At 36.5% G+C, this 24,857-nt stretch carries 26 protein-coding genes; 9 read left to right on the top strand and 17 right to left on the bottom strand.

Annotation, left to right across the window (positions count from 1 at the left end; genetic code table 11):
* The first annotated feature begins 117 nt into the window (after nt 1–117).
* Nucleotides 118–1,023: a DMT family transporter gene (locus SKM54_RS07330; RefSeq protein ID WP_154771781.1), complete on the top strand. Its 906-nt coding sequence runs from the start codon at nt 118–120 to the stop codon at nt 1,021–1,023.
* Between the two features lie 177 nt (nt 1,024–1,200).
* Complete coding sequence (locus tag SKM54_RS07325) at nt 1,201–2,274, top strand: MBL fold metallo-hydrolase (protein WP_248101955.1); 1,074 nt, start codon at nt 1,201–1,203, stop codon at nt 2,272–2,274.
* Nucleotides 2,275–2,344: 70 nt separating this feature from the next.
* Here the strand turns inward: SKM54_RS07325 and SKM54_RS07320 are convergent, their stop codons facing one another.
* A complete protein-coding gene (locus SKM54_RS07320) occupies nt 2,345–3,865 on the bottom strand; it encodes a catalase (protein ID WP_248101958.1) in 1,521 nt (506 codons plus the stop codon).
* A 519-nt stretch (nt 3,866–4,384) separates the two neighbouring features.
* Here SKM54_RS07320 and SKM54_RS07315 point away from each other — a divergent pair.
* Nucleotides 4,385–4,576, top strand: coding sequence for a DUF7230 family protein (locus SKM54_RS07315; RefSeq protein WP_321095001.1), 192 nt, complete (start codon nt 4,385–4,387; stop codon nt 4,574–4,576).
* A 4-nt stretch (nt 4,577–4,580) separates the two neighbouring features.
* Here SKM54_RS07315 and ptsP read toward each other — a convergent pair whose 3' ends face one another.
* Both ptsP and SKM54_RS07305 read right to left on the bottom strand, forming a co-directional pair.
* A complete protein-coding gene (ptsP, locus tag SKM54_RS07310; RefSeq protein ID WP_321095000.1) occupies nt 4,581–6,878 on the bottom strand; it encodes a phosphoenolpyruvate--protein phosphotransferase in 2,298 nt (765 codons plus the stop codon).
* An 82-nt stretch (nt 6,879–6,960) separates the two neighbouring features.
* Nucleotides 6,961–7,443 (bottom strand): RNA pyrophosphohydrolase, encoded by a 483-nt coding sequence (locus SKM54_RS07305; RefSeq protein ID WP_154771776.1) that lies wholly within the window; start codon nt 7,441–7,443, stop codon nt 6,961–6,963.
* A 183-nt stretch (nt 7,444–7,626) separates the two neighbouring features.
* On the opposite strand from SKM54_RS07305, the gene SKM54_RS07300 reads away from it, so the two are divergent.
* The 3 genes from SKM54_RS07300 (at nt 7,627) to SKM54_RS07290 (ending at nt 9,211) form a co-directional block, all read left to right on the top strand.
* Entirely contained in the window at nt 7,627–8,277 is a 651-nt protein-coding gene (locus SKM54_RS07300; RefSeq protein WP_321087702.1) for an HAD family hydrolase, read from the top strand.
* Nucleotides 8,278–8,413: 136 nt separating this feature from the next.
* Nucleotides 8,414–8,662 (top strand): DUF2789 family protein, encoded by a 249-nt coding sequence (locus SKM54_RS07295; protein WP_216071071.1) that lies wholly within the window; start codon nt 8,414–8,416, stop codon nt 8,660–8,662.
* Between the two features lie 45 nt (nt 8,663–8,707).
* A complete protein-coding gene (locus tag SKM54_RS07290) occupies nt 8,708–9,211 on the top strand; it encodes a DUF2628 domain-containing protein (protein WP_321087701.1) in 504 nt (167 codons plus the stop codon).
* Nucleotides 9,212–9,270: 59 nt separating this feature from the next.
* On the opposite strand, the gene SKM54_RS07285 is transcribed toward SKM54_RS07290, so the two are convergent.
* Nucleotides 9,271–10,128 carry a LysR family transcriptional regulator gene (locus tag SKM54_RS07285; RefSeq protein ID WP_154771773.1) on the bottom strand — a complete coding sequence of 286 codons (858 nt, stop codon included), beginning with the start codon at nt 10,126–10,128 and terminating at the stop codon, nt 9,271–9,273.
* Nucleotides 10,129–10,272: 144 nt separating this feature from the next.
* Complete coding sequence (locus tag SKM54_RS07280) at nt 10,273–10,500, bottom strand: DUF2061 domain-containing protein (RefSeq protein ID WP_311918183.1); 228 nt, start codon at nt 10,498–10,500, stop codon at nt 10,273–10,275.
* A gap of 372 nt (nt 10,501–10,872) precedes the next feature.
* On the opposite strand from SKM54_RS07280, the gene SKM54_RS07275 reads away from it, so the two are divergent.
* Entirely contained in the window at nt 10,873–11,403 is a 531-nt protein-coding gene (locus tag SKM54_RS07275) for a CHAP domain-containing protein (protein ID WP_311918184.1), read from the top strand.
* Between the two features lie 8 nt (nt 11,404–11,411).
* Here the strand turns inward: SKM54_RS07275 and SKM54_RS07270 are convergent, their stop codons facing one another.
* The 3 genes from SKM54_RS07270 to lgt all read right to left on the bottom strand — a co-directional run bounded on the left by SKM54_RS07270 (nt 11,412) and on the right by lgt (nt 13,068).
* Nucleotides 11,412–11,786 (bottom strand): hypothetical protein, encoded by a 375-nt coding sequence (locus SKM54_RS07270; RefSeq protein WP_321087699.1) that lies wholly within the window; start codon nt 11,784–11,786, stop codon nt 11,412–11,414.
* A complete protein-coding gene (locus SKM54_RS07265) occupies nt 11,786–12,175 on the bottom strand; it encodes a hypothetical protein (protein WP_321094999.1) in 390 nt (129 codons plus the stop codon). Before SKM54_RS07265 ends, SKM54_RS07270 begins: the two co-directional genes overlap by 1 nt.
* Before the next feature lie 83 nt (nt 12,176–12,258).
* On the bottom strand, nt 12,259–13,068 hold the full coding sequence (gene lgt / locus SKM54_RS07260) for a prolipoprotein diacylglyceryl transferase (RefSeq protein WP_154771768.1): 810 nt from the start codon (nt 13,066–13,068) through the stop codon (nt 12,259–12,261).
* Nucleotides 13,069–13,161: 93 nt separating this feature from the next.
* Here lgt and SKM54_RS07255 point away from each other — a divergent pair, with 93 nt between their 5' ends.
* A complete protein-coding gene (locus tag SKM54_RS07255) occupies nt 13,162–13,941 on the top strand; it encodes an NRDE family protein (protein ID WP_321089358.1) in 780 nt (259 codons plus the stop codon).
* A gap of 90 nt (nt 13,942–14,031) precedes the next feature.
* The gene (locus SKM54_RS07250; protein WP_321094997.1) at nt 14,032–14,907 is read left to right on the top strand and encodes an AEC family transporter; all 876 of its coding nucleotides are present in this window, start codon (nt 14,032–14,034) and stop codon (nt 14,905–14,907) included.
* Between the two features lie 57 nt (nt 14,908–14,964).
* On the opposite strand, the gene rdgB is transcribed toward SKM54_RS07250, so the two are convergent.
* The 9 genes from rdgB to SKM54_RS07205 all read right to left on the bottom strand — a co-directional run bounded on the left by rdgB (nt 14,965) and on the right by SKM54_RS07205 (nt 24,643).
* On the bottom strand, nt 14,965–15,591 hold the full coding sequence (rdgB, locus tag SKM54_RS07245; RefSeq protein ID WP_311918188.1) for an RdgB/HAM1 family non-canonical purine NTP pyrophosphatase: 627 nt from the start codon (nt 15,589–15,591) through the stop codon (nt 14,965–14,967).
* A gap of 89 nt (nt 15,592–15,680) precedes the next feature.
* Nucleotides 15,681–15,902: a hypothetical protein gene (locus SKM54_RS07240; RefSeq protein WP_311918189.1), complete on the bottom strand. Its 222-nt coding sequence runs from the start codon at nt 15,900–15,902 to the stop codon at nt 15,681–15,683.
* Between the two features lie 136 nt (nt 15,903–16,038).
* Nucleotides 16,039–16,629, bottom strand: a complete 591-nt coding sequence (locus tag SKM54_RS07235) for a tetratricopeptide repeat protein (protein WP_321087695.1) — start codon at nt 16,627–16,629, stop codon at nt 16,039–16,041.
* The gene (gene metW, locus SKM54_RS07230) at nt 16,626–17,219 is read right to left on the bottom strand and encodes a methionine biosynthesis protein MetW (RefSeq protein WP_321094996.1); all 594 of its coding nucleotides are present in this window, start codon (nt 17,217–17,219) and stop codon (nt 16,626–16,628) included. Before metW ends, SKM54_RS07235 begins: the two co-directional genes overlap by 4 nt.
* Nucleotides 17,219–18,376: a homoserine O-succinyltransferase MetX gene (metX, locus tag SKM54_RS07225; protein WP_321094995.1), complete on the bottom strand. Its 1,158-nt coding sequence runs from the start codon at nt 18,374–18,376 to the stop codon at nt 17,219–17,221. Before metX ends, metW begins: the two co-directional genes overlap by 1 nt.
* Nucleotides 18,377–18,458: 82 nt before the next feature.
* Entirely contained in the window at nt 18,459–20,156 is a 1,698-nt protein-coding gene (gene leuA / locus SKM54_RS07220) for a 2-isopropylmalate synthase (protein ID WP_311918192.1), read from the bottom strand.
* A 265-nt stretch (nt 20,157–20,421) separates the two neighbouring features.
* Nucleotides 20,422–21,525: an alpha-hydroxy acid oxidase gene (locus SKM54_RS07215; protein WP_321094994.1), complete on the bottom strand. Its 1,104-nt coding sequence runs from the start codon at nt 21,523–21,525 to the stop codon at nt 20,422–20,424.
* 34 nt (nt 21,526–21,559) lie between these two features.
* The gene (locus SKM54_RS07210) at nt 21,560–22,243 is read right to left on the bottom strand and encodes a Fe2+-dependent dioxygenase (RefSeq protein ID WP_321094992.1); all 684 of its coding nucleotides are present in this window, start codon (nt 22,241–22,243) and stop codon (nt 21,560–21,562) included.
* A gap of 123 nt (nt 22,244–22,366) precedes the next feature.
* The gene (locus SKM54_RS07205; RefSeq protein ID WP_321094990.1) at nt 22,367–24,643 is read right to left on the bottom strand and encodes a TonB-dependent receptor; all 2,277 of its coding nucleotides are present in this window, start codon (nt 24,641–24,643) and stop codon (nt 22,367–22,369) included.
* Between the last annotated feature and the right edge of the window lie 214 nt (nt 24,644–24,857).

Below are 24,857 nucleotides of genomic sequence, written 5' to 3'. Positions count from 1 at the left end.
TGTTTATACGAAAGCAGACCTTGGGTAACTTCGGTCTGCTTTTTTATGCCTGTTTGATCATGGATTTGAACAATAAGTTGGTTCAATTCTTTCATGTAAAATTTAATTGAGCTATTTATGAATTCAAACTCATCATCCTTAGTTGTTACAGCAAGTATTTATGCTTTGCTTGTTCTAATTTGGGCAACAACACCGCTTGCAATTGTTTGGAGTATTGCCGAATACCATCCAATGTGGGTGCTTATTATTCGCTATTTTGGTGCTTGTATTATTGCATTGGCTATTCTTGCAGTAATACGCAATCCTTTACCTTTCGATAAAATCTCTTTAAAAAGTTATGTGGCAGGAAGTTTAAATTTAATTGGTGCTCAGCTTTTTATTTACTTAGCTGCAAATTATTTAACATCTGGATTAATGGCATTACTTTTTGGTTTTTCGCCCTTAATTGCAGGCTTAATTGGTCATGTCATTTTAAAAACGCATAAGCTTGTTGCTTTGCAATGGTTTGGAATGGTCGTTGCTGTTTCAGGTTTAGTTTTTGTCTTTGCAGATTCAGCAGATTCAAAAGTGAACCCAATTGGCGTAGTGCTTATGCTCATTAGCATGGTGTCTTATATCAGCTCAATTTTTTGGGTGAAGCAAATTAATGCACCACTTAAACCTATGTCACAAGCAACAGGATCTTTATTGGTTTCGGCTGTAGGTTCATTGTTCTTAATTCCATTTATTTGGCAAAGCTTTCCAACTGCATTACCAAGTTCACAAGCAATGTTTGGTTTTTTATTCACAATGATTTTGTCATCTATTGTGGCAATGCTCTGTTATTTTTGGCTAATCAAACGCTTAGCGGCATCAACTGTATCTTTAAGTAACGTAATGACACCTATTATTGCCTTAGTTTTAGGGGCAACTTTAAATCATGAGCACATTAGTACTTATACATTTGTAGGGGTTGCCATTGTGATGTTTGGTATTGTTTTATACTTCTGGAAAGAGTGGAAAGTACAGTATTTTTCGGGCTAATTTTTATGTCTAAAGCACGACTATTTAATATGCTTTTGTTTATCTAAATCACTAAAAAAGAAACAAAAACCTACAGGAACTTGTCTGTAGGTTATAGGTATGATGTTGTCTATAAAAGAAACACCTCTAACAAAGAAATAACATGACTTGTAAAAAATAAGTGGAGGCGCTTAAACCTTGTATAAATCTTCTCATGACTCAAGCGTAACAGAACATCATCATACTCAGTTGGCGACTCAAAGTTGTCTTTCTCACTTGTGGGTGCAACCTAAATTTGAATACTTACAGTCAGAACATTTCAATGGTAAGCAGTTTTTTAATACGGTTAGTTTAGTAGAAAAAACATCAAAATCGGATTTGTACAAATGGCTTCTTACACGTAAATCTTATACGTGGGATGTTGATATTCAAAAAGAATATGAAGATAGAAATGGTTCTGTGCAAGTTGCTCCAGAACAAAGACCTCATGCCAGTTTAGATGATTGGAATGTTTGGTTTATAGGACATGCAACAGCACTTATAAAAATTGGTCCTTATAACTTTTTAACAGATCCTGTTTGGGCAGATTATGCAAGTCCGAAGCAGGGAATGGGACCTCGTCGTGTTTGTCCTGCGGGCATTCGCTTAGAAGATTTGCCGCATATTGATGGTGTTTTATTAAGCCATAATCATTATGACCATATGGATATTGCAACTTTACAATGGTTGCACAATAAATTTGGCATGATGATTTATACAGGGCTTGGAAACTCTTTTTACTTGCCTGATGAGTTCCATGTAACTGAGTTAGATTGGTGGGAATCTATAGAATTTCATGGTTTAAAAATTACGTATACACCAGCTCAACATGGTTCAGGGCGTGGTTTTAGAGATCAAGATTGTGCATTGTGGGGTGGCTTTTCTATTTCTAATGGTAAAGATCATTGTTATTTTGCTGGTGATACAGGTTATGCCTCACATTTTAAAGACATTAAGCAAAAATTAGGTGCGCCAAGAATTGCACTTTTACCTATTGGGGCTTATGAGCCACGTCATATTTTACGTTATATGCACATGAACCCTGAAGATGCTTTTCAAGCGCATAAGGACTTACATGCGAAATGCTCTCTTGCAATTCATTACCGTACGTTCCAACTAACGGATGAAAGCCGAGATCAGCCAGAAGAAGATTTGCATAAGGCAATGCGGAACTCATCTAAATTGGTGAATCCTTTTTATTGTATTCGTGAAGGCAAGAAAATTATTGTCTAACCAAAATAGTAACTGTAAAAAACCACCTCGAAAGGTGGTTTTTTTATTTTCAATTTCTAATATTTAGAAATTAAAGGAAACCAGGGTTGTTACGACCAGGATCAGAATCACGAGCTGCTTGAGCATCTGCAACAGTCATACCTAGTGCTTTTGCAACACCTTCGCCGTATGCAGGGTCACATGCATAACAGTTGCGAATATGACGGTATTTGATGAAGTCTAAAGCATCACCCATACCATCTGCTGTGTTACTAAACAAAGTTTGCTTTTGTTCATCTGTCATTAAGTTGAACAATGCACGTGGCTGGCTGAAATAATCGTTATCATCTTGACGATAATCCCAATGATCTGCATCACCTGAAATTTTAAGCGGTGGCTCTTTATATTCAGGTTGTTGTTGCCACTGACCAAAGCTGTTTGGTTCGTAGTGTGGTAAACCGCCATAATTAGCATCTACACGACCTTGACCATCACGATGGTTTGAGTGAACAGGGCAACGTGCTGCGTTTACAGGAATTTGTTGATAGTTCACGCCTAAACGATAGCGCTGTGCATCGGCATAGTTAAATAAACGAGCTTGCAACATACGGTCAGGTGAAACACCAATACCTGGAACAAGGTTGCTTGGCGCAAATGCAGATTGTTCAACATCTAAATAGAAGTTTTCAGAGTTTTTGTTTAATTCAAACTCACCAACTTCAATAAGAGGATAGTCAGCATGTGGCCAAACCTTAGTTAAGTCAAATGGGTGATATGGAACTTTCTCTGCATCAAGCTCAGGCATAATTTGAACGTACATTGTCCATTTCGGGAAGTCGCCTTTTTCGATTGCATCGAATAAATCTTTTTGATGACTTTCACGATCTTTACCAATGATCGCTTCAGCTTCAGCATTTGTTAGGTTTTTAATACCTTGCTGAGTTCTGAAGTGGAATTTAACCCAGAAACGTTCATTATTTGCATTAATGAAGCTGTATGTGTGGCTACCAAAACCGTGCATATGACGGTAGCTTGCAGGAATACCACGATCCGACATAACAATTGTTACTTGGTGGAACGCTTCAGGAAGAAGTGTCCAGAAATCCCAGTTGTATGTAGCACTACGTAAGTTTGTTTTTGGATCGCGTTTAACTGCTTTGTTTAAATCTGGGAATTTACGTGGATCACGTAGGAAGAACACAGGTGTGTTATTACCCACCATGTCCCAGTTGCCTTCTTCTGTATAGAATTTTAAAGCAAAACCACGGATATCGCGTTCAGCATCAGCTGCACCACGTTCACCCGCAACGGTTGTAAAACGTGCGAACATTTCAGTTTTTTTACCAACTTCACTGAAAATTTTTGCACGCGTATATTTTGTAATATCTTTAGTTACGGTAAAAGTACCGAAAGCACCTGAACCTTTTGCGTGCATACGACGCTCAGGCACAACTTCGCGTACAAAGTTAGCGAGTTTTTCATTTAACCATAAGTCTTGTGCTAAAAGCGGTCCGCGAGCACCTGCCGTTAAACTGTCTTGGTTATCTACTACTGGCGCACCAAAAGCTGTTGTAAGGTGGGATACAGGACATTTTTTTGGATCTTGGCTCATTGCGCTTCTCCGTTAATTCTTAAATAGTCTGTGGAAACAGTTAAGACTTTTAATATAAATATCATGCTTTAAATAGATGAAGTTTATATGTTTTGTAAAGCCAATTATGGCACGAGAATATTTTATTTAGATTAAAATTTTAAATAAAATGATTCTCAATTATATTTGTTCAATTTTTATCATACACGATCTAAAGTACTCATAAATATTGAATTTACTATAATTTAAAGTGAAACTACCTTTTTTACAAATTGGATAAACTGGTGTGCTTGAGTGGAAAGTTCGATAAAAATAAATAACTGTAATTAAATATAATTTCTAATATTTTATTTATAGTTAGGGTGATTTTCATGTGTATAAACACCATAGTGATTTAAAAATAGTGATTAACACGAGAATTAACTTAAACAGCCATAAACATTTTAATTTACCAAGTGTTGAATTGGACTTGAATTTTTTAAATTAGAGCGCATTATATGCACAACATCCTGATGATGTTTCAATTAAAAAGGTGTTCAAATGGCAAAGAAAAAACAAATGCCAGAAGTTGTAGTTCATAACTTTGTGGCAAAACACATGAATGATTTTAACAAGAGTCAAACTTTTGTAGATCGGAAAAAAGATGCCAAACGTGGTTATTCAAAACACAAAAAAGGGAGATACTCAAATGATTATCTCCCTTTTTGTTTCTTTAACTTTTCAATAATTTAAAAAATTAAGCACTCACAATTCGTGTAGATGGTTTTACCATATCTTCTAAACCATGCGTTTTAAAATAATATTCCATCATACTTTTCACAATTAACGGATTATCCATTTTCAAAGCACGCGCTAATAATTCTTGCGCATCTGTCATTGGAATATGGCAAATTGCTTTACGTACACGCAAAATATTACTCGAACTCATAGAAAGCGTATTAAAGCCCATTGCCATAAGTAAGGTTGCAGATAAAGGATCCCCCGCCATTTCGCCACATAAGCTAATTGGTTTTTCGTAGGTATGACATTCTTTAACTAAGCGAGTTAATGCACGCAAAACGGCAGGGTGGTAGTTCGAATATACATTGGCTACACGTGGGTTATTTCGGTCAACTGCAAGTAAATATTGTGTTAAGTCATTTGAGCCTACAGAGAAGAAATCTACAAGTTCTGCAAATTCTTCAATTTGTAAAAGTACGCTTGGCACTTCAACCATAATGCCAATTTTTGGCTTATTAATTTTTACTTGCTCTTCTTCTTGAACTGCAAGCCAGTCTCGGTCTAATAAATATAAAGCTTCTTCTACTTCACTTACGCTTGTAATCATTGGAAGTAAAATATGTAAGTTATTTAGCCCAATACTTGCTTTAAGCATGGCACGAATTTGTGAAGAGAAAATTTCAGGATGATCGAGCGTGAAGCGAATTCCGCGCCATCCTAAAGCTGAGTTTTCTTCTTCAATAGAAAAGTAAGGTAAGTCTTTATCTGCACCAATATCTAGGGTACGCATAACAACAGGTTTGTTGGCAAAGTGACTTAATTGTTGACGATAGATTGCACGTTGTTCTTCTTCACCTGGGAAGCGGTCACGGAGCATGAATGGAATTTCAGAGCGATATAAACCAACGCCTTTCGCACCACGCTGTACGCCACGTACAACATCAATCATTAAGCCTGTATTTACAAATAATTTAACTGCAACTCCATCTGGAGTAATCGCATCTTTGGTTTCGTATTGTTTTAAATCTTTGGCGATTAATTCTTCTTCTTTTTGAATTTCTTTATAGCGAGTTCTTAAACGTCTTGGTGGATTGGTAAATACACGTCCTTGATGTGCATCAACAATCATTTCAACATCATCGAGTGCATTAATTGGTAATTCAGTAACACCAACAACAGTTGGAATACCAAGCGCACGCGCGACAATAACCATATGTGAATTCATTGCGCCTTCAGTGGTCACAATGGCAGCAATTTTATCTACAGGAAGTTCAACCAATGCAGCGGTAGAAATTTCTTCGCCAATTAAAATACTTTCATCGGTTAATTCACGATGGCTTGAATCTGCTTCTTGTAAATAGGCAAGAATACGTCGACCTAAATCTTTAAGGTCTGAAACACGTTCACGTAAGTAGTCATCTTCCATTTGTGCAAAGAGCGCAATATGGTTTTCAATAACAATACGTACAGCGCCTTGTGCCCAATTACCATCTCGAATGATTTCTTTAATTTCAGCAGGTAATGCGTTTTCATCGAGCATGCGCAAGAATACGCTAAATAAAGCACGTTCTTCTGCCATCAAGGCATCTTGCATTTTGTCATCAAGAGATTGAATTTCGTTACGAACAGACTCTAAAGCCTGATCGAGCAATTCAAGTTCTTCACTAATATCTTCTGCTTCACGGTCAGGAACTGCTGCTAAATCTGCTGGAGGATATAAAACAACAGCGCGACCAAGAGCAATACCGCCAGAACCTGAAACGCCTTGAAATGTCTTATATGCAGGTAAATTGCTTGGTTTGCGGAAAACGTCAATCGTACCGACCGCATGTGTATGTGCAATAACCCCTGAAAGTTGTGCGCACAAAGTTACAAGGAAGGATTCGGCAGCTTCGCTAAAATCGTGAGATTCTTTATTCTGAACAACTAAAACCCCCATTACTTTTCGACGGTACATGACCGGTACGCCAAGGAATGAGTTGTAAATTTCTTCGCCTGTTTCAGGTACGAAAAGGAAGCGTTCATGTTTAGGCGCATTGTCTAAATTGACAATTTCCTCACGCTGCCCAACCAAACCAACAAGACCTTCACCTGTATGCAACGACACATGACCCACAGATTCAGGATTTAAACCCTTTGAAGCCATAAGCAAGTAACGTTGATTACGTTCGTCGAGCAAATAAATGGAGCAGACGTCAACATGCATGGCTTCTGCCACCTGATTGACCATAATGTCTAAAGATTCATGCAAGCTGGTTGACGCATTGATCTCTTGGACAATACGTCTTAGGGTATCCAGTTGCATATTCGACATTGAGCCCGCTCCATTTAGAATTCTAGTTTCAGTCTATTTATAACAATACTCGGCTAAAAAATCTGCATAAATATGTGACTTTTTAAGGTTTTTTATGCGGAAGTTGCTCGCACAATTCCACCATTGCCTTGCGATAAACATCGCGTTTAAAATTAACAACTTGACCCAATGGATACCAATAACTTACCCATTGCCACTGATCAAACTCGGGTGGATCCGATAAATTTAACTGAATATACTTTGCCGAAGCGGTGAGTTTCAGTAAAAACCACTTTTGTTTTTGACCAATACATACAGGGTCTGAGTCTGTACGAATAAATCGATTTGGCAAACGATAACGCAACCAATCTGAAGTTTGCGCTAAAATTTCGACGTGTTCGGGCAGTAAGCCAACTTCTTCTCTCAGCTCACGATAAAGTGCCTGTTCCGGAGATTCTCCAAGTTGGATTCCTCCTTGTGGAAATTGCCAAGCATTGTGTCCAATGCGTTTTGCCCATAAAACTTGTCCAAACTCATTTGCCAAAATGATCCCGACATTGGGTCGGAAACCTTCTGAGTCGATCATTTGGCTACCTAAATAATGTTTAATTTATGCCTTTGCCTTTGGGGATTTTTATTTCTTTCATCCAACTCAAAAAAAGCAAAGTTTAAAAATGTTAAAATTGCTATGATCTTAACGAATTTCTATCGACTAGCGGAGATAGATTTACAAATTTTTTCTTAAATTTCAGTTTTTACGAGTATTTTCATGAAATTGGCGCTATTTGATCTAGATCACACCTTACTTAATACAGATTCAGACCATTCTTGGGGTGAATTTCTTGTCAATGAGGGCTTAGTAGACCCTATTCGTCATCGTGAAATGAATAATAAGTTCTATGAAGATTATAAAGCAGGACAGTTAGACCCAATTGCATATAATGAATTTGTATTTGAGTTTTTAACTCAGCACGACAATGAATACTTAACTGAATTGCATCAATTGTTTATGCAAAAAGTGATTCGACCACAAATGCGTCCTGAAGGCTTTAAGGCAATTCAACGCCATAAAGATGCAGGACATGAACTTGTTGGTATTACTGCAACTTCAGATTTCATTACTGCACCTATTTTCAGAGAATTTGGTATTACCGAAATTATTGCGACCAATGCTGAAGTGGTTGATGGAAAATACACAGGAAAAGTCATTAATATTCCGTGTTACCAAAAAGGAAAATTAGCTCGTTTAGACCAATGGCTAGAGGGGCGTGAAGTTACAGAATCTTGGGCATATTCAGACTCTATTAATGATCGTTTTTTACTTGAATATGCAGACCATTCAATTGCTGTAAATCCTGATGACCGCTTAGAAGTTTTAGCGACTGAGCAAGGTTGGAATATTCAGGACTGGTCAATTTAAAATAAGTTTCAAATATATAAGCAGCATAAATGTGCTGCTTTTTTATGCCTAAAAAATTGGTACAAAAAGATGATTTAATTTTGAAATGGAAATGTTATGTTTAGTTTAATAATTCAAATAATTGCAGGATAAGACCATGACAGTACAACCAAGAATGACGAATTTGTTTGAACAATTAGGCTTAGACTCAAGTGAAGATGCAATTGCATTATTTATTGTGACGCATCAATTGAATGCTCAAACAAAAATTACAGAAGCCGATTATTGGACTGAAAGTCAGCGTCAGTTTTTAGCTGAAAAAATTAAATCGGATGGTTCATGGGCGCTCGTTGTTGATCAATTAAATGAATCTCTACATGAAGATTCACTCATTAAATCAAAGTAAACCGTACAAAACTTTTATATTTGACTCAAATAAAAAGGAAAAAACATGTCATTTGATGAGAAGAATATCCCATCACCTTTTGAATCATCTCTTAATCATTTTTTAAGTGATGATGATAAAAAAGCAAAATTTATTGGTGAAAAATACGAGAAATATTACAAAGAAAAATTTGAACGAATTACGCCTAAAAAACAGATGGCAGGGTTTCATATTGCCGCATTTATTTTAGGTCCCATTTGGTTGTTCTATCGAAAAATGTATACGTATGGAGCGATATACATCGCCTTTGTTTTTGCATCAGGTATGGTGACGAGCATTTTTGAATTGCCAGAATCTATCGATCGCGCTATTTCCATTGCTTTGTCGGTGACTATGGGCTTAGGTGCCAATACGCTTTATAAACATTTTGTGGAAAAGCGCATTAAAACAATTACAGAAAATCATCCGTCTAATTTTAATGAAGTGTTGGTGGAAAAGGGCGGAACAAGCCCAATTGCGGCATGGAGCTTACTCATTCTTTTTGTTATTTTGATTTATTTAAGTATCTAACTATTGAATGATTCAAGTTAAAAATAGATTTAAAAAAGCCACCGTAAAGGTGGCTTTTTTTATTTCATCATTTTAATTAATTCTTTTACAGCTTTAGATTGCGTACGTCCAGGATGCCAAACCATACCAAGTTGACGATTCATTTCAAGCTTAATATCAAGTTGTTTTAAATCATCACTTACTAGTGTTTTAGGTAAAACAGACCAGCCTAAACCAATTGAAACCAACATGCGAATAGATTCAAGTGGATTATTGCTCATCGTAATTTTAGGTTTTAAACCTTGCTTTTCAAACTCGGCCAAAGTGATTTGGCTTGTATAAGTTTGTGCCGCAGGTAATAAACTTGGATATTGAATTAAATCTTCCAATTGCAAATTTTGCTTATCTGCTAATGGATGAAAAGGTGCAGCAACAAAAACTAAAGGATCATTCCAGATAGTGACGTAAGAAAGACGATCATCACCTTCAGGAGGGAGTGTTAAAAAGGCTAACTCTAAATCACCTGCTAAAACTTGCTCATGCGCTTGTTCAGAATCTACAAAATGCACATCTAGTTTTACATTTGGAAATTGCTGAACATACTCTTTTAAATGATGAGGCAGATGATGCAAACCTAAGTGATGGCTTGTACCTATTTTGAGTTTACCTTGAACCTGATCTTGCTCATGGCTCAGTGTATGGTGAATATCACCCAACTCATTGAGCCAACCTTTTACTTTGGGCAAAAGTGAATGTGCAGCATGTGTTGCTTGAACACCACGACCGGCAGATTCAAATAATTTCACGCCAAAGTAATCTTCTAAACTATGAATACGTTTTGTTACTGCTGGCTGAGTAATAAATAAATGGTCGGCAGCTAGGGAGATAGAGCCAGTTTCCATAACCTTAACAAAGGCTTCAAATGCGGCAAGATTCATAAAAAATTTCAAGTTATTTAATTATGCTTTAATTATAAAATAAATTTATATGAAAAGCGAATTTGGAATGTATCGTGTTCGAAAATAAAAAAAGATCACTTAATTGTGATCTTTTTTTTGTTGGAGTATTCGTAATAATTTAAATCAGACAGCTGCTTCTTTAGGTGGTTTTTTATCCCAAACTTTTTCGTGGAAAAAGAATGCAACAGCTTGAATGGTTGGTTCCAATAAACTAAGTGTAAGTGCCATCCAAATATTACCAGTTACAAAGTAAGCCACTAACATAGCAATTGAAATGTGCATGAAATAGTAACTTACCGTTTTCTTTAAAGTTCGTTGATTACGATTTACAAATTTTTGAATATGAGCCATGAGAATACTCCAACATTGAGAATTTTGTCTAAATAAATAATAATCATTCTCAATAATTTTGTAAACAAGGATATTTTTATAAAGATGATTGAAAAATTAGATTTAACCTAAATTCTATTAAATAAATTGTTACAACCTTATTTGGCTGAAGTTTAATTAATATATTTAGTGATGATGCTTACAATCCCATGAAATTTATATGGATTATTATTTCAGTCACCTTTATATTTCATCAAATGATATAAAGTTACATTTATTTGCTTAAAAGAATGAGTAAATCGGGTTAGTATTGTGGCTCGAAGATTTTGAAATATAGTTTTATTTCATTGATTTAATTGTATATTTATTGGAATTTAGGGTTTAGATAGTATTATGGCTGGGGATGTAGGTTATATTAGTCAACAGGAAGGGAATGCTCCTGCAGTACAATACAACTTAGGTGTAGATAGTGCATATGCAAATAGAAATGCCGACTATGAAGCCTATTTACAGAAGTCTAAGGCTGCGCAAAAAGCAGCAGAGAAACCACGTAATTTCACTCAAATTGATGTGAGTAAATTTAGTCAGCTTTTAGCAAAAATCACTCGAACAACAAGTACGCAAAAGTGTGCAAGAAGTATTCGAGTTGCTTTGCAAAGTTCTGGTGCAAAAATTCAACAACATCCTGTTGCAGCATCTGACTGGGGAAATACGCTTCAAAAGTTAGGTTTCACTAAAATTATGCCGCAGTTTGATCGTCCTCAAAAAGGCGATATTTATATTATTAAAGCAACATCTAAACATTCATACGGTCATATTGCGGGTTATTCGGGTTCAGATTGGGTATCCGATTTTAAACAACGTACTTATGATGTTTATAAAGATAAAAAAGTGACTTACGAATATTATCGTTTACCCAATTAATCTCTTCATTATGAATTAAAGCGTTTAGCTCTATTTTCATAAATTGTCACAAGAAAGAAGCCTAGGCAGATAAAACCTAGGCTTTGTGCTGTTAGGCTTAATTTATTGGTTTCAGGCAGCGCTTGCACTAAAAATATCACTGCAAGAATTCGAATAGTAAAAAAAATAACTTTAAAGCCTTCGGCATATTTATTTTGCTGATTTAATTTTATATCCAAAAGACGTAGCACGTGAAAAAGTACGCCTATAGCAAGCGCAAAACAAACATATAAAGCCTCAAGAGGTGCAATGGTTGAAAAGTAGTAAATCATTACACATGTCACAATACACGAGACAAGTTTGATTTCACGAGTGCATTGTTCTGAGTACCAAAAATCGAGCATTATGATGATTCTTTATTTTCTGTAGATGTTTGATTCAGAAGTGACAAAGGTGAAAATAAGCAAATTGATAAAGCCATAAAACCAAGACCTTGAGCACCTGATAATAGTAATTCTCCGTTTTGCATATTCTTAAAAATAAGGGCAAGAACCAGTGCAATAGGAATCCATGTAAGAATACGATAAAGCATGCCTGTTGGTTTTTTCGCAGCAAAGTGTATTTTGCAATAACGACAAATGAGGTAAATTACCCCAGTACCTAAAAACATGAGTACTGCATCTAAAGAAAGCGGTGCCATCCAATATAAAACACCCGTTACTATTGCAATGCTAATAAATAAAAATAGTTTTTTTAGTACAGATATTTGAGGGTTAAACCAAAATTCAAGCATATAAATATTGACGTTAATAAATGAATAAAAAGCACTTTAGCATAAATAAGGTAAAAAAAAGCGAGGCATTTGCCTCGCATATTTTATGAATTTTTTAATGGACCCCAGTCGTATATTTTCTTTTGGTAAGCATACCAAAGCATCCATAAACCAATAAGAATCATAGGTACAGTTAGGAATTGTCCTTTGCTCATCCAACCAATAAATAGCTGACCATTGTCTGGTTCACGGAAGAATTCAACCACAAAACGTGCAATACCATAGCCAATTAAGAATAGAGCTGACACAGCAAAGCGTGGACGCGGTTTACTACTAAACCACCATAAAACAATAAACAGAATCAGACCTTCACACATTGCTTGATATAGTTGTGATGGATGTCGAACAAGCTGTAATGGATCTGTTGGGAAAATCATACCTAAAGCAAAGTTAGGGTCTGTCACAGGACGACCATATAATTCGCCACCAATGAAGTTACCAAAACGACCAAACATCAAGCCTGTTGGAACACATGGTGCAATAAAATCTAAAGTTTGGAACCATGTCATACTGTATTTTTTACACCAGAATAACATTGCGACCATTACACCTAAAAAGCCGCCGTGGAAGCTCATTCCACCTGTCCATACTTGGAATAACCAAAGTGGATTTTGTAAGAATTGCTCGAAACCATAAAAGAAGACATAGCCAAAGCGACCGCCAACAACTACACCTAAAGCCCCATAAAAAATGAGGTCTGAAACCATATCAGGTGTCCAACCACGTTGTTTTGCACGGTATGTTGCAAGTCCCCAAGCAAATAAAAATGCCATTAAATACATGAGTCCATACCAATGAACTTGTAGAGGCCCGAGCGCTACCGCAATTGGGTCAATATTTGGATAGGTCAGCATTGCTGCTCCTTGTCATTATGTTTTGTCTAGATTTTAGCTGAATAATATGAAAAATGTTGTACATTCAATGTGTAAAGAATTTGAGTGTGAAATATGTGCATTGTTGCCCTTGCTTGGCATGTCCTAGAAAATACACCTGTATGTATAATTTCGAACAGAGATGAGTTTTATAACCGACCATCTGAAAAGTTATTCTCTTGGCATAAAAGCCCTATTTTTGCAGGGCAAGATTTACAATCCGGCGGTACATGGATGGGGGTGACCGCATCAGGACGTTGGGCGGTAATTACCAATTTTAGAGATGCAACAGATCAAAAAAAATATCCAACATCACGCGGACATATCATCCAACAATTTTTAGAATCGGATTTAACACCTATTCGTTTTGCTCAAAAACTTGAGAAAAATCAGTGTGATTATGCAGGATTTAATTTATTTATTGGTCATGCAGAACAAGCTGTTTATATGAGTAATAGAGGCGAAGCACCGCAAGTTTTGCCTAAAGGTGTATATGTTCTTTCCAATGGTTTAATGACCGAACATTGGGAAAAAACACGACATTTAAGGAAGCGCTTCACGCAAGAGTTTTTACCAATGCTTCAGCAAGAAAATATGTCTGAACAAGATTTAGAATTTGCTGTTTGGGATATTCTGGAAGATGAACGTAAAATATCTACGTCATTATTGCCTAAAACAGGCATAAGCCAAGAAATGGAAAAATTATTATCCTCAACATTTATACAAAGTCGAACTTATGGAACACGGTGTTCAAATTTTTTAAGAATGAATAAAGATAAATGGCTTTGGCAGGAAAAACAGCAACATGAGCCTAAAGGGTATATTACAAACTTAAATATTCCATTAGAAAAGTAATATTAATTATTTGAATAATATTGTGTGTTCTTTTAAAGCAAATTTTAAAAGGTGCTAGCATGTATCACCTGAATGTTTTTGGAATGTAAGATGGCTTTGCTTCTACCACTTTTTGCTTTTATATGTGGGCTAGGACTAGCTTCAGCTTCATTTTCTACGCAGCTTAAAACACTTTTTTCAAGTTTACTCGCACGATGTTTTATTCCATTTGTCATTATTTATAATATGGTTTTTTATCAGGCTGGAAGTTTGAGCCTGATGTTTTTTAGTTTTACTGTTGCCATTTTTATGTTCTATTTTTTTAGGCATATTTTTAAAGATAAATTACGTGCCTTATGCGTGAGCTATGTCAATTTAGCTTGGTTAGGGTTTCCATTTGCACTTGCTATTTTCGGTCCTGAAATTAGTGCACCAATGGTGGCTTTATATGTGGGGGGATCAGTTTTTGGCAATATTTGGGCGGTAACTGCACTAAATAAAGAGCAACAAGAATTATCATCTATTATTAAAAAAGTTGTATTTTCTCCACCTGTTTTTGCTTTGTTTATTGCACTTATTTGCCGAATGATTGGTGTGCAAAATTTACAGAATCATCAAATTTTAGATGTGTTATATAGCTTTGCAAAAGTTGGAATGAGCTTTACTGGAATGTGTGTTTTAGGCATGTGGTTGCGCAGTACACAAGTTCAATGGGATGATATTTTTCGTAGTATGAATGTCTTTGCAATGAAAATTATAGTTGGCTTAGTACTATGCGGATTAACTTATTTATTCATTCCAATTCCAAATATTAATCAATATATTGGCGTGATGTTTTTAATTTTTTGTTTACCGCCAGCAGCAAATATTGTGGCTTTAGAAACACATTATTTAGGAACTGGTGAGTCTGCAAGATATATTGCGGCAGGCACAATTGTGAGCTGTATATTGGTATTTATTTACGGTTCTATTTTGCATTTTGTATAAATCGATAAATAAAAAAGCCCTTGGAAAAGGGCTTTTAAATATCTACGCATCTAAAAATTATTGAGCAATACTTTGCTTGAATAATTTCATTGCCTGACCACGATGGCTAATTTTATTTTTATCTTCTTTGCTCATTTCAGCACTCGAAATATTTAATTCAGGTAGCCAAAATAAAGGGTCGTAACCAAAGCCATTTTCACCACGCGCTTGTTCTAAAACTTCACCTTTCCAAATACCTTGGAAAATTTGTGGTAATGGATCATCTGCATGTTGAACAAGTGCCAATACGCACACAAACATCGCTTCAATTGCTTCACCATCTTTACGTAATGGTTTTAAGTCTGAAAGAAGTTTCGTATTGTTTGCAGCATCGTCGCCATGCTCACCTGCGTAGCGTGCAGAATAAATACCAGGTGCTCCGCCTAAAACTGGTACGCAAATGCCTGAATCATCTGCAATAGCAGGTTTGCCTGAAATTTTAGATGCATGACGAGCTTTAATAATCGCATTTTCTACAAAGCTTAAACCGTCTTCAATCGCATCTTCAATATTAAGTTTACCTTGTGCAACAACTTCTACAGGCAGGTTTAATTCTGCAAATAGTTTTTCAAACTCAGCGATTTTTCCTTTGTTATTGCTCGCAAGTACGAGAGTTCCTTGAGATAACCAATCTTGAGAAGACATTCTATTTCGCTCTGGAATGTAAATAATATTTTCTATTTTAACAAATTTGAGTGCTTCTTATGCCAATAAAAAAACACCTTGCGGTGTTTTTATTTTCTAAAGCGATAGCCTTGGGAAATCATACAATTTTTTTCCATCACTTTTTTATCGCGAGCACTTACTTTTGCAAGTCCCACATCGTATCGGCATTTTGCTAAGGTGTTTTGCATATCATAACGAGATACACCATTCTTTTTCCATGAAGCTTTTGAGCCACAACCAGTTATTACTAAAAGGGTTACAGCAAGGAGAGCAATTAAATATTTTTTCATTTTTTATCCAAAGTAAAATAATTAAGATTTATTGAATATATAAGCCGCTATTAATAATAATTTTTGAAAAGTCTGTAAGTTTAATTTTTGTAATAAAAAAAGCACCTTACGGTGCTTTTTCACATGAAATGGAAGCTTATTGTGCTTGAATCCATTTGTCTGCACGGTCACGCGCAGCACGAATTTGATCTTGTGTTAGGTTGGCAGCCAAAGCTGTTTTTTTACCTTCTGAAAGCGTAATAACTTTGTTGTCGAGCATGCCATCACGTGTAGAAAGTTCATACCACTGGTATGCACCTACGTAATTTTTCTTTTGCTCTTCCATCATTGCTAAATTAAAGCTTGCACGGTTATCACCATGGCTTGCTGCTTTTTCAAAGTATTTACGTGCTAAAGCTTCGTCTTTGCGTGTGCCAATACCATCTGCAAGCATACGACCTACATTTAATTGTGCAGGTGATAGACCTTGGTCAGCAGCAGCTTTGTACCAAGCAAATGCTTGAGCATCACTTTGTTTTACGTCTTTACCTTGTTGATATTTAGTTGCAAGGTAAAATTGTGCCCCAGCTTGTCCAGATTTTGCGGCTTTACTCAAGCTGTTAATATCCATAATTGAATATTGTGCAGCTTGACTCGAAATTGTTGGCTTTGGAGCAACATAATCTGCATGGGCTTGTATGCTATAAAGTCCAACAAGAAGCGTCGTGCTTAATAATAGTTTTTTCATAGAGCGCTCACTCGATAAATAGCGACTTCACCAAACAAATTAGGAAAACGCTTGCTTAACAAGCTGTCTTCTTGGTGTTCATTGACGGCAAGTCTATTAATAATCCGAATATTGTTTTCTGCACAAAGTGCTTCAAAGTCTCGGAAAGTACATAAATGAATATTAGGTGTGTTGTACCACATATAGGGTAACGCATCTGAAACAGGCATCATTCCTTTTAGCGCAAGGAAAGAACGCGTCTTCCAATGTGCAAAATTAGGGAATGTGATAATGGCTTGTTTCCCCACACGCACCATATCTCGTAATAATACGTCTGGTGCGTCTACAGCTTGCAAAGCTTGTGCCATGACAACATAGTCAAAAGACTGGTTGGCAAAACGACTTAAACCTAAATTTAAGTCCTGCTGAACAATATTTAACCCTCTACTGACTGCAATTGCAATCTTTTCTTGATCAATTTCTAGTCCATATGCACGAATGTTGTGCTTTTTACTCATATGAGCAAGCAGTTCACCATCGCCACAACCTAAATCTAGAACGCTAGAATCTGGCTTAATCCACTTTTCAGCAAGTTGATGATCGATACGCATTACACAGCCTCCTTAGTTGATTGGAGGTGTTCTTCACCACCTAAGAATGCACGTAAAGATTTTACATACAACGGAATAGGGAATAAGAAAGAATCGTGCCCTTGTTCTGCATCAATATCTAAATAGCTCACTGGTTTAAAGTTGCTAATTAATGCATCTACAATTTCTTGCGAACGAGCAGGGGTAAAACGCCAATCTGTCGTAAATGAAATAACTAAGAATTTACATTTGGTATTTGCCATTGCTTTTTTAAGTGAAAGTTCATATTCACGTGCAGGGTCAAAATAGTCCAAAGCTTTGGTCATAATTAAATAAGTATTGGCGTCAAAGTTACGGCTGAATTGTTCGCCTTGATAGCGTAAATAACTTTCAACTTGGAATTCGACATCGAAACCATACATAAATTTGCCAGACTTTAAGTCACGACCAAATTTTTGCTTCATGGCTTCTTCAGACAAGTAGGTAATATGACCAACCATACGTGCCAAAATTAGACCACGTTTAGGATAGCTATCATTTTCTAAATAGCGACCATCATAAAAATCTGGATCAGATAAAATAGACTGGCGTGCTACTTCGTTAAATGCGATATTTTGTGCAGATAATTTTGGTGCGCTGGCAATAATTACGCATTTTAGTAAGCGATCAGGATAATCAACCGACCACTGTAGTGCTTGCATACCACCTAAAGAACCGCCAACTACAGCATACCAAACATCAATACCTAAACGGTCAGATAGAAGTGCTTGAGTTTTTACCCAATCACGTACTGTCACAAGAGGAAAGTCTGGGCCGTAAGGACGATTTTCATTTTCAGGGTTTGGTGATGTTGGCCCTGTAGAGCCGCTACATCCGCCAATGTTGTTGAGCGCAACGACAAAGAACTTTGAAGTATCAATTGCTTTTCCAGGCCCAATACAAGCATCCCACCAACCTGGCTTTTTATCATCTTCATGATGATAACCCGCAGCATGATGATGCCCCGATAAGGCATGGCAGATGAGAATGGCATTTGACTTATCGGCATTAAGTTCGCCGTAAGTTTCAACCATAAGTTCAAAACGTGGAAGAATTCGATCACATTCGAGCTCTAATGGCTCTTCGAAAAGGAACTTTTGCGGGGTAACTAAACCCACTGAGTCAGCTGGAAAAGACACAGGAATAATTCGCCTTAAATCTTTGGGATCAATAAAGAAAAGGATACCACTTGGGGTATCCTTTTCAAAACAGTTTTATAGCTTAAACTGCTGCCGCAATCACTTGATCTGTGCTAAGAACACCTTGATCAATTAAACGGTTGGTACATGCAATAATTGCTTCAATTGATGAGGTCACAATGTTGTCATGAATACCCGCACCAAAGGCAGATTTTCCTGTACCTTTCACTTGAAGTTCAATTAAAGCCAATGCTTTTGCATGAGCACCAGAGCTAATGCTGCGTTCTTCATAGCTTAAAACGTCAATTGGAAGTTGTAATGCATCTAAAATTGCAGAAATTGGACCATTACCTTCACCGCGTAAGTGTTGTACTTGACCATTTACTTCAATGTCTAGCTCAATAACTTGATTGCCATTTTCATCTGATAATTTGTAGTTTTTAGTTGAATAGTGCGTATCTTTTGCAGCAACGTAAGTTTTTTGGAATAAATCCCAAATTTTTGCAGCAGAAACTTCAACGCCTTCATCATCTGCAACTTGTTGAACTACTTGTGAGAATTCAATTTGAATTCGGCGTGGTAATGTCACGTTGTATTGTGATTCTAACAAGTAAGCAATACCACCTTTACCAGACTGAGAATTCACACGAATTACAGCATCATAATCACGACCTAAATCTTTAGGGTCGATTGGTAAGTATGGCATATCCCAAATTTCTTCGTTCTTTTGGAACTCGAAACCTTTTTTAATTGCATCTTGATGTGAGCCAGAGAACGCTGTAAATACCAAGTCACCCGCATATGGATGGCGAGGGTGAACAGGCAAGCCTGTGCATTCTTCAACAGTTGCAATAATTTCGTTAATGTTCGAGAAATCTAATTCTGGCGCAACACCTTGGGTGTACATGTTTAATGCAATTGCAGCAACGTCAACGTTACCTGTACGTTCGCCATTACCAAATACACAGCCTTCGACTCGGTCTGCACCAGCCATAATTGCAAGTTCAGATGCTGCAATACCACAGCCACGGTCGTTATGACAGTGAACTGAAATAATCACACCATCACGACGTTCTAAGTTACGGTGCATCCATTCAACTTGGTCTGCATATACGTTTGGTGTAGACACTTCAACCGTAGCTGGTAAGTTTAAAATAACTTTGTTTGTTGGCGATGCTTCCCAAATTTCAGTGACAGCATCACAAACATCTTTAGCAACTTCTAATTCTGTTGCAGTAAAGCATTCTGGGCTGTACTGGAAAATAAACTCAGTTTCAGGTTGTTTTGCAGCATATTCTTTAACAGTTGTTGCTGCATTAATTGCTAATTTTTTTGCACCAGCAATATCAACATTCAATACTTTATTACGGAATGTTGGAGAGTTTGAGTTGTAAATATGTACAATGGCACGTTTAGCACCCTGCAAAGATTCAAAAGTACGTTGAATTAAATGATCACGTGCTTGAACTAAAACTTCAATATAAACGTCATCTGGAATATGACCTTCTTCAATCAATTTACGTGTGAAATCGAAGTCAATTTGAGATGCAGAAGGGAAGCCAATTTCAATATGTTTGAAACCAATTTTCACAAGCATTTGGAACATTTTGAACTTTTGTTCAATGTTCATTGGCTCAAAGATCGCTTGGTTACCGTCACGTAGGTCGGTACTCATCCAGATAGGCGCTTTATTGATTTCGTTATTTGGCCATTGACGGTCTGGTAAGTCAACACGTTGATACATGCGACGGTATTTTTTGCTTGGATCTGCCAACATCATGTGAAAACTCCTTTATAGCACCCGAATGATTGTCGTGGATAACGCTAAGGTACTATGAATATAGATTGTGTCTATTTTAGCAATTTACAAGAGTGTTAAGGCATTATTTAGGCTAAAGTTATAAAAAATCTTTTTAATTCTTTAGAACTTAGCTTTACTACAATCTTGTAAATCTATAACTTAATTTTAAGATAATCATTCCGAAAAAAAATTCCTAAAATTGCGTATTAACAAGAATTAATGAAAAAATATTCCGCATATATGTTTATTTTTGGAAAATACATTCTTTATTGATGTCCTTTAAGGTTGCTGTTCCCATAAGTGCCATTGTAATTTCAAATTCTTCTTTTAAAATTTTGAGTACGTGAGCAACGCCTAAAGCACCTGCTGTAGCTAATCCATAAATATAAGGGCGACCAATACAAACCGCAGAAGCACCTAAGGCTAGGGCTTTGAAAACATCGGAACCACGTCGAATTCCACCATCATAAATAAGTGGGAAATCATCATGAACTACTTTTTTTATCATCTGCAATGAAAGTAGTGGGGAGATGCAAGTATCTAAAACACGCCCGCCGTGATTCGAAATAATTAAACCTTTCACGCCATGTTGAATTGCAAGCAATGCATCTTGAGGATGCGTTACACCTTTTAAAATAATGGGTAAATCTGTTTGTTGAACCATCCATGCGATGTCATCCCAAGCGGGTGCAATACGCATTAGCCCATTAAATACTGGATGATCACCTTGTTTTAATTCAGGTAAGGGAATATGCGAAGGTGTGTGAGGATGTTGCATATTTTTAGGTAAATGGAAAAAAGCTTTACGCTCACGATCACGAATGCCTGTATGTGGTGAATCAACTGTAATAACAATGGCTTTATATTGATGTTCTTCTGCCATTTTCACTAAATTTAAAGATTTTTCACGTTCACCTTGCCAATATAATTGGAACCATTTATACGGATTTTCTTGTTTAAGACTTCGCATATCGGTATTGGTAAATGTGCTTAATATAATATTACTTCCCATCACTTCAGCAGCTAATGCAGAGGCTGCTTCAGCATCAGGATGAAACTGTTGCTGATGTCCAATTGGCGCAAGAAAAATAGGGTGAGGGTAGCGTTGACCTAAAATTTCACATTCGGTATTGCCATGTGTTAAGTCTTTTAACATGCGTGGTAAAAGTTGAATATCTTTAAAAATGGAAATATTTTCCTGAACACTGTATTCATCCATAGAGCCACCTTGTAAGTAACTCCATACCATTTCTGAAAGATGTTTTTCAGCTTCAATTTCATAATCATGAATTGTTTGAAGATACGCTGGAATTTGTTTCAGCGGTTCTAAAATTGTTTTACTTTTCATGAGAAATCCTTTGAAAATGGAAGATAGCTGTGACTTAGAGTTCTGCCCATTTTCGTATAAGGTTGTGGTAGAGGCTTGTAAGTTTTATAACTTCTTCGTGAGTATCACCCAATTGTGTTCTTAAGTTTTGAATGCTTTGATCTAAGTTAAATAATATGTGTCGATTCGCATCATCACGAATCATACTTTGTAGCCAAAAAAATGAAGCTACACGACAGCCAGATGTCACAGGACTAACTTCATGCACACTTGTTGATGGGTATAAAATTAAATCGCCCGCAGGAAGTTTTATTTCGTGATAGCCATAGGTATCTTCAACAACCAGTTCACCACCTTCATATTCTTCAGGTTCGCTTAAAAAAAGTGTGCAAGATAAATCTGTGCGAACTTTTTGATTTGTCCCTTTAATCCAACGAATTGAATTGTCGACATGAAAGCCAAAAGTTTCGCCATTTTCATAGCGATTAAAATAGGGCGGTAAAATATTCAGTGGTAATGCAGCAGATATAAATAAAGGATGTTTGGAAAGTGCATCTAAAATAATGTCACCCAAATGACTTGTTAATGGATGATCTTCAGGTAATTGTTGATTTTGTTTTACATTTGCAGAAAGTGATCCCGTAGAAACTTTGCCATCAACCCAATTGACCTTGTCCATTTCTGTACGGAAATAGTGGACTTGTTCTTTAGTTAAGACATTGGGAATATGATGAATCACGGCAATACCTTTTGAAAATATAATAAATTTATTTATAGCAGTTATATTAAAAAATAGCCTCTAGCGTTAGAGGCTATTCTATCTTTTACCCCATAAATAAATTATGGGATAAATGTTTCAAACTTAGTATTTAAAGTTGATCGCTAATACTGCGCTACGACCTTCTGCCTCAGTTGCATAGTGTGAAGCATATGCTTTATTGAAGTAGCGTTTGTCTGAAAGGTTATTAATGTTTAATTGCAGATTAACATCCTTGTTTACGTTGTAACGTGCCATTGCATCGTAGCGAACGTAGCCTGAAACCCATTTTGTATTTGCAGCATCGCCATATACTTTATCCATTGCAACTGCGCCAGCACCCACTGTAAATGCAGGTGTTAAAGCATAAGTTGTCCAAAGTGTTGCAGAGTTTTTCGCAACGTTTTGAACTTGATTGCCATTGTTAGGGTTTGGTTGATAGTTTTTAGAACCTTTCGGTGCTTCTACAAAACCGCCATCAATAAGTTCACTATCTAAATAAGTATAGCCTGCAGAAACAGCCCATTTATCTGTGATATTACCGTTTGCGCCTAACTCAATACCATCTACACGAGTTTCGCCAATATTGCTTGTTAAACCATTAGCATCTGTTGAACGAGTATTGGTTTTTTCTGTACGGAAAATAGCAGCAGTTAAGTTTAACTTTTGGTTAAATAAGTCCCATTTTGTACCAAGTTCCATAGTGCGAACTTCTTCAGGTTTTAATTCATTAATATATGAATTTGCGCCTGAGTTAATGCCTTCAGAACCATCGCCACCATCTACACCCACAGGGTTTGAAGATGTTGCATAACTTGCATAAATTGAACCATTTTCAGTTGGTTTATAAGTTAAACCTGCTTGGTAGTTGAAAAAGTCAGATTTACTCTTGTATTGAGTACCTGCTTTATCTGTAACTGTACCATCTCTACCTGTTTGGTCTTGAATAGCTGTCCATTTGCTATCAAATTGATCCCAACGAACGCCAACATCTAATAGCCATTGCGGGCTAAGTTCAATATTATCTAAGAAATAAAGAGATGTATTTTGCGTTGTAACATTGGTTGATCTTCTATTTGAAGCAATGTCACCTAACCACGGATCATTTGCATTTGGATTATTTAAATCTGTGCACCAACCATTTGAATTGGCTAAAAGGCATGAATCTTTGTTAATAGCAGATGTATTTGTATCGGTTACTTTGTAGTTACCACGGTCAGAATCTTGACGACTATATTCAACACCTGTGTTGAAAGAGTGTTTGAATGAGCCTGTATTAAACTTACCTGTTAATGCGAGTTGGTCTGTAAAAGACGTTGTATCTGTAATGCGAGTGTTTGCACGACGCCAAACTTGACCATTGGCAACGTTGCCTTGAGAATCATCGGGTTGTGTAATCACATAGTTATTTTTTGATTTACCGTAAACCGCTGTATTACTGATTGTCAGATTATCAGTTAAATCGTGTTCTAACTTAATTGTACCATTTTGGTTTTCTTGCTTTTGGAAATCACGATCTTTCCAACCATAGTAAACTCCTGGTTTAACTTCTACAGGTTTTCCTGCCGAACCTTTATTCACAGTGTCGTATTGGTATGGAACACCTGAATCTGGCGTATCATCCGATTTTAAATAGTAATAACTTAAAGTTGCACGTGTATCTGTGTCTAAACCGAATGTGATACTTGGGGCAATACCAACACGTGAATATTCTGCACCATTATGTTGACCTGCTTTTTCATTTTCGTGACCCATAATAGCTACACGAGCAGCAATACCATTACCAAAATCTTTATTGGCATCTAAGGTAATGCGTTTATATGCATCTGTACCCGCAGCAACAGAACCTTCTAAAGCATCTCCTTTTTTAGCAACTTTAGAAACCATGTTGATGCTACCACCAGTGGTACCAGCACCGCCCATTGCAGATGCAGAACCTTTGGTCACTTCAACTTGTTCTACAGCAAACATTTCACGGTTTTGAGAGGTTGAGCTACGCACGCCATCTACATACATAGAGCTTTCAGAGTTATAACCGCGAATAAATGGACGGTCACCATTTGGATTGCCACCTTCACCTGCACCTAAGGTGATGCCCGGAACGGTACGAAGTGCATCGCTTAAAGTTGTGACTTGAGTGTCTTCAAGTAGTTGTTTTGAAATTACAGAAACCGATTTTGGCGTATTTAAAAGGGGAGCAACAAATTTACTATTTGCAGATTTATCTACTTTTAAGCTTTGCTTTTGCTCAGCAGATGCCTCTGAATGAATTGTTTCAAGTTGTGCTGCTTGATCTTGGGCAATTGCGTGTCCAGCCATAATACTTAGTGATGATACAATCGCAGAAGATACGATTTTTTTACGCGTTTTAATGAAAGCCATTTCAAACCCAGTGGAGAGAGACAATAAATGAGGTGTAAAGAGTAATGATTCTTATTTAATTATTCTTTATATTGGAATTGGTAATAGCGATTCTTTAAAATATTTAAAATGATTTTTTAAATGTAATAATATAACAAAATGGTTTTAAGTAAGTGTTTTATATAAAAATGGAAAAAGCCGCAATTTTAGGGCTGTTTTATGGGGAATATAAATG

The sequence above is a fragment of the Acinetobacter faecalis genome (genome assembly GCF_034187745.1).
Taxonomy (GTDB): Bacteria; Pseudomonadota; Gammaproteobacteria; order Pseudomonadales; family Moraxellaceae; genus Acinetobacter; species Acinetobacter faecalis.
The sequence above is the reverse complement of the archived record's forward strand: the minus strand, read 5'-3'. Positions and strand labels throughout refer to the sequence as shown.

Bases quoted from the DNA above. Each gene is read 5' to 3' on its own strand.
- SKM54_RS07330 (WP_154771781.1), top strand. From the start codon at position 118: ATGAATTCAAACTCATCATCCTTAGTTGTTACAGCAAGTATTTATGCT.
- SKM54_RS07320 (WP_248101958.1), bottom strand. From the start codon at position 3,865: ATGAGCCAAGATCCAAAAAAATGTCCTGTATCCCACCTTACAACAGCT.
- SKM54_RS07315 (WP_321095001.1), top strand. From the start codon at position 4,385: ATGGCAAAGAAAAAACAAATGCCAGAAGTTGTAGTTCATAACTTTGTG.
- ptsP (WP_321095000.1), bottom strand. From the start codon at position 6,878: ATGTCGAATATGCAACTGGATACCCTAAGACGTATTGTCCAAGAGATC.
- SKM54_RS07305 (WP_154771776.1), bottom strand. From the start codon at position 7,443: ATGATCGACTCAGAAGGTTTCCGACCCAATGTCGGGATCATTTTGGCA.
- SKM54_RS07300 (WP_321087702.1), top strand. From the start codon at position 7,627: ATGAAATTGGCGCTATTTGATCTAGATCACACCTTACTTAATACAGAT.
- SKM54_RS07295 (WP_216071071.1), top strand. From the start codon at position 8,414: ATGACAGTACAACCAAGAATGACGAATTTGTTTGAACAATTAGGCTTA.
- SKM54_RS07290 (WP_321087701.1), top strand. From the start codon at position 8,708: ATGTCATTTGATGAGAAGAATATCCCATCACCTTTTGAATCATCTCTT.
- SKM54_RS07285 (WP_154771773.1), bottom strand. From the start codon at position 10,128: ATGAATCTTGCCGCATTTGAAGCCTTTGTTAAGGTTATGGAAACTGGC.
- SKM54_RS07280 (WP_311918183.1), bottom strand. From the start codon at position 10,500: ATGGCTCATATTCAAAAATTTGTAAATCGTAATCAACGAACTTTAAAG.
- SKM54_RS07275 (WP_311918184.1), top strand. From the start codon at position 10,873: ATGGCTGGGGATGTAGGTTATATTAGTCAACAGGAAGGGAATGCTCCT.
- SKM54_RS07270 (WP_321087699.1), bottom strand. From the start codon at position 11,786: ATGCTCGATTTTTGGTACTCAGAACAATGCACTCGTGAAATCAAACTT.
- SKM54_RS07265 (WP_321094999.1), bottom strand. From the start codon at position 12,175: ATGCTTGAATTTTGGTTTAACCCTCAAATATCTGTACTAAAAAAACTA.
- lgt (WP_154771768.1), bottom strand. From the start codon at position 13,068: ATGCTGACCTATCCAAATATTGACCCAATTGCGGTAGCGCTCGGGCCT.
- SKM54_RS07255 (WP_321089358.1), top strand. From the start codon at position 13,162: ATGTGCATTGTTGCCCTTGCTTGGCATGTCCTAGAAAATACACCTGTA.
- SKM54_RS07250 (WP_321094997.1), top strand. From the start codon at position 14,032: ATGGCTTTGCTTCTACCACTTTTTGCTTTTATATGTGGGCTAGGACTA.
- rdgB (WP_311918188.1), bottom strand. From the start codon at position 15,591: ATGTCTTCTCAAGATTGGTTATCTCAAGGAACTCTCGTACTTGCGAGC.
- SKM54_RS07240 (WP_311918189.1), bottom strand. From the start codon at position 15,902: ATGAAAAAATATTTAATTGCTCTCCTTGCTGTAACCCTTTTAGTAATA.
- SKM54_RS07235 (WP_321087695.1), bottom strand. From the start codon at position 16,629: ATGAAAAAACTATTATTAAGCACGACGCTTCTTGTTGGACTTTATAGC.
- metW (WP_321094996.1), bottom strand. From the start codon at position 17,219: ATGCGTATCGATCATCAACTTGCTGAAAAGTGGATTAAGCCAGATTCT.
- leuA (WP_311918192.1), bottom strand. From the start codon at position 20,156: ATGATGTTGGCAGATCCAAGCAAAAAATACCGTCGCATGTATCAACGT.
- SKM54_RS07215 (WP_321094994.1), bottom strand. From the start codon at position 21,525: ATGAAAAGTAAAACAATTTTAGAACCGCTGAAACAAATTCCAGCGTAT.
- SKM54_RS07205 (WP_321094990.1), bottom strand. From the start codon at position 24,643: ATGGCTTTCATTAAAACGCGTAAAAAAATCGTATCTTCTGCGATTGTA.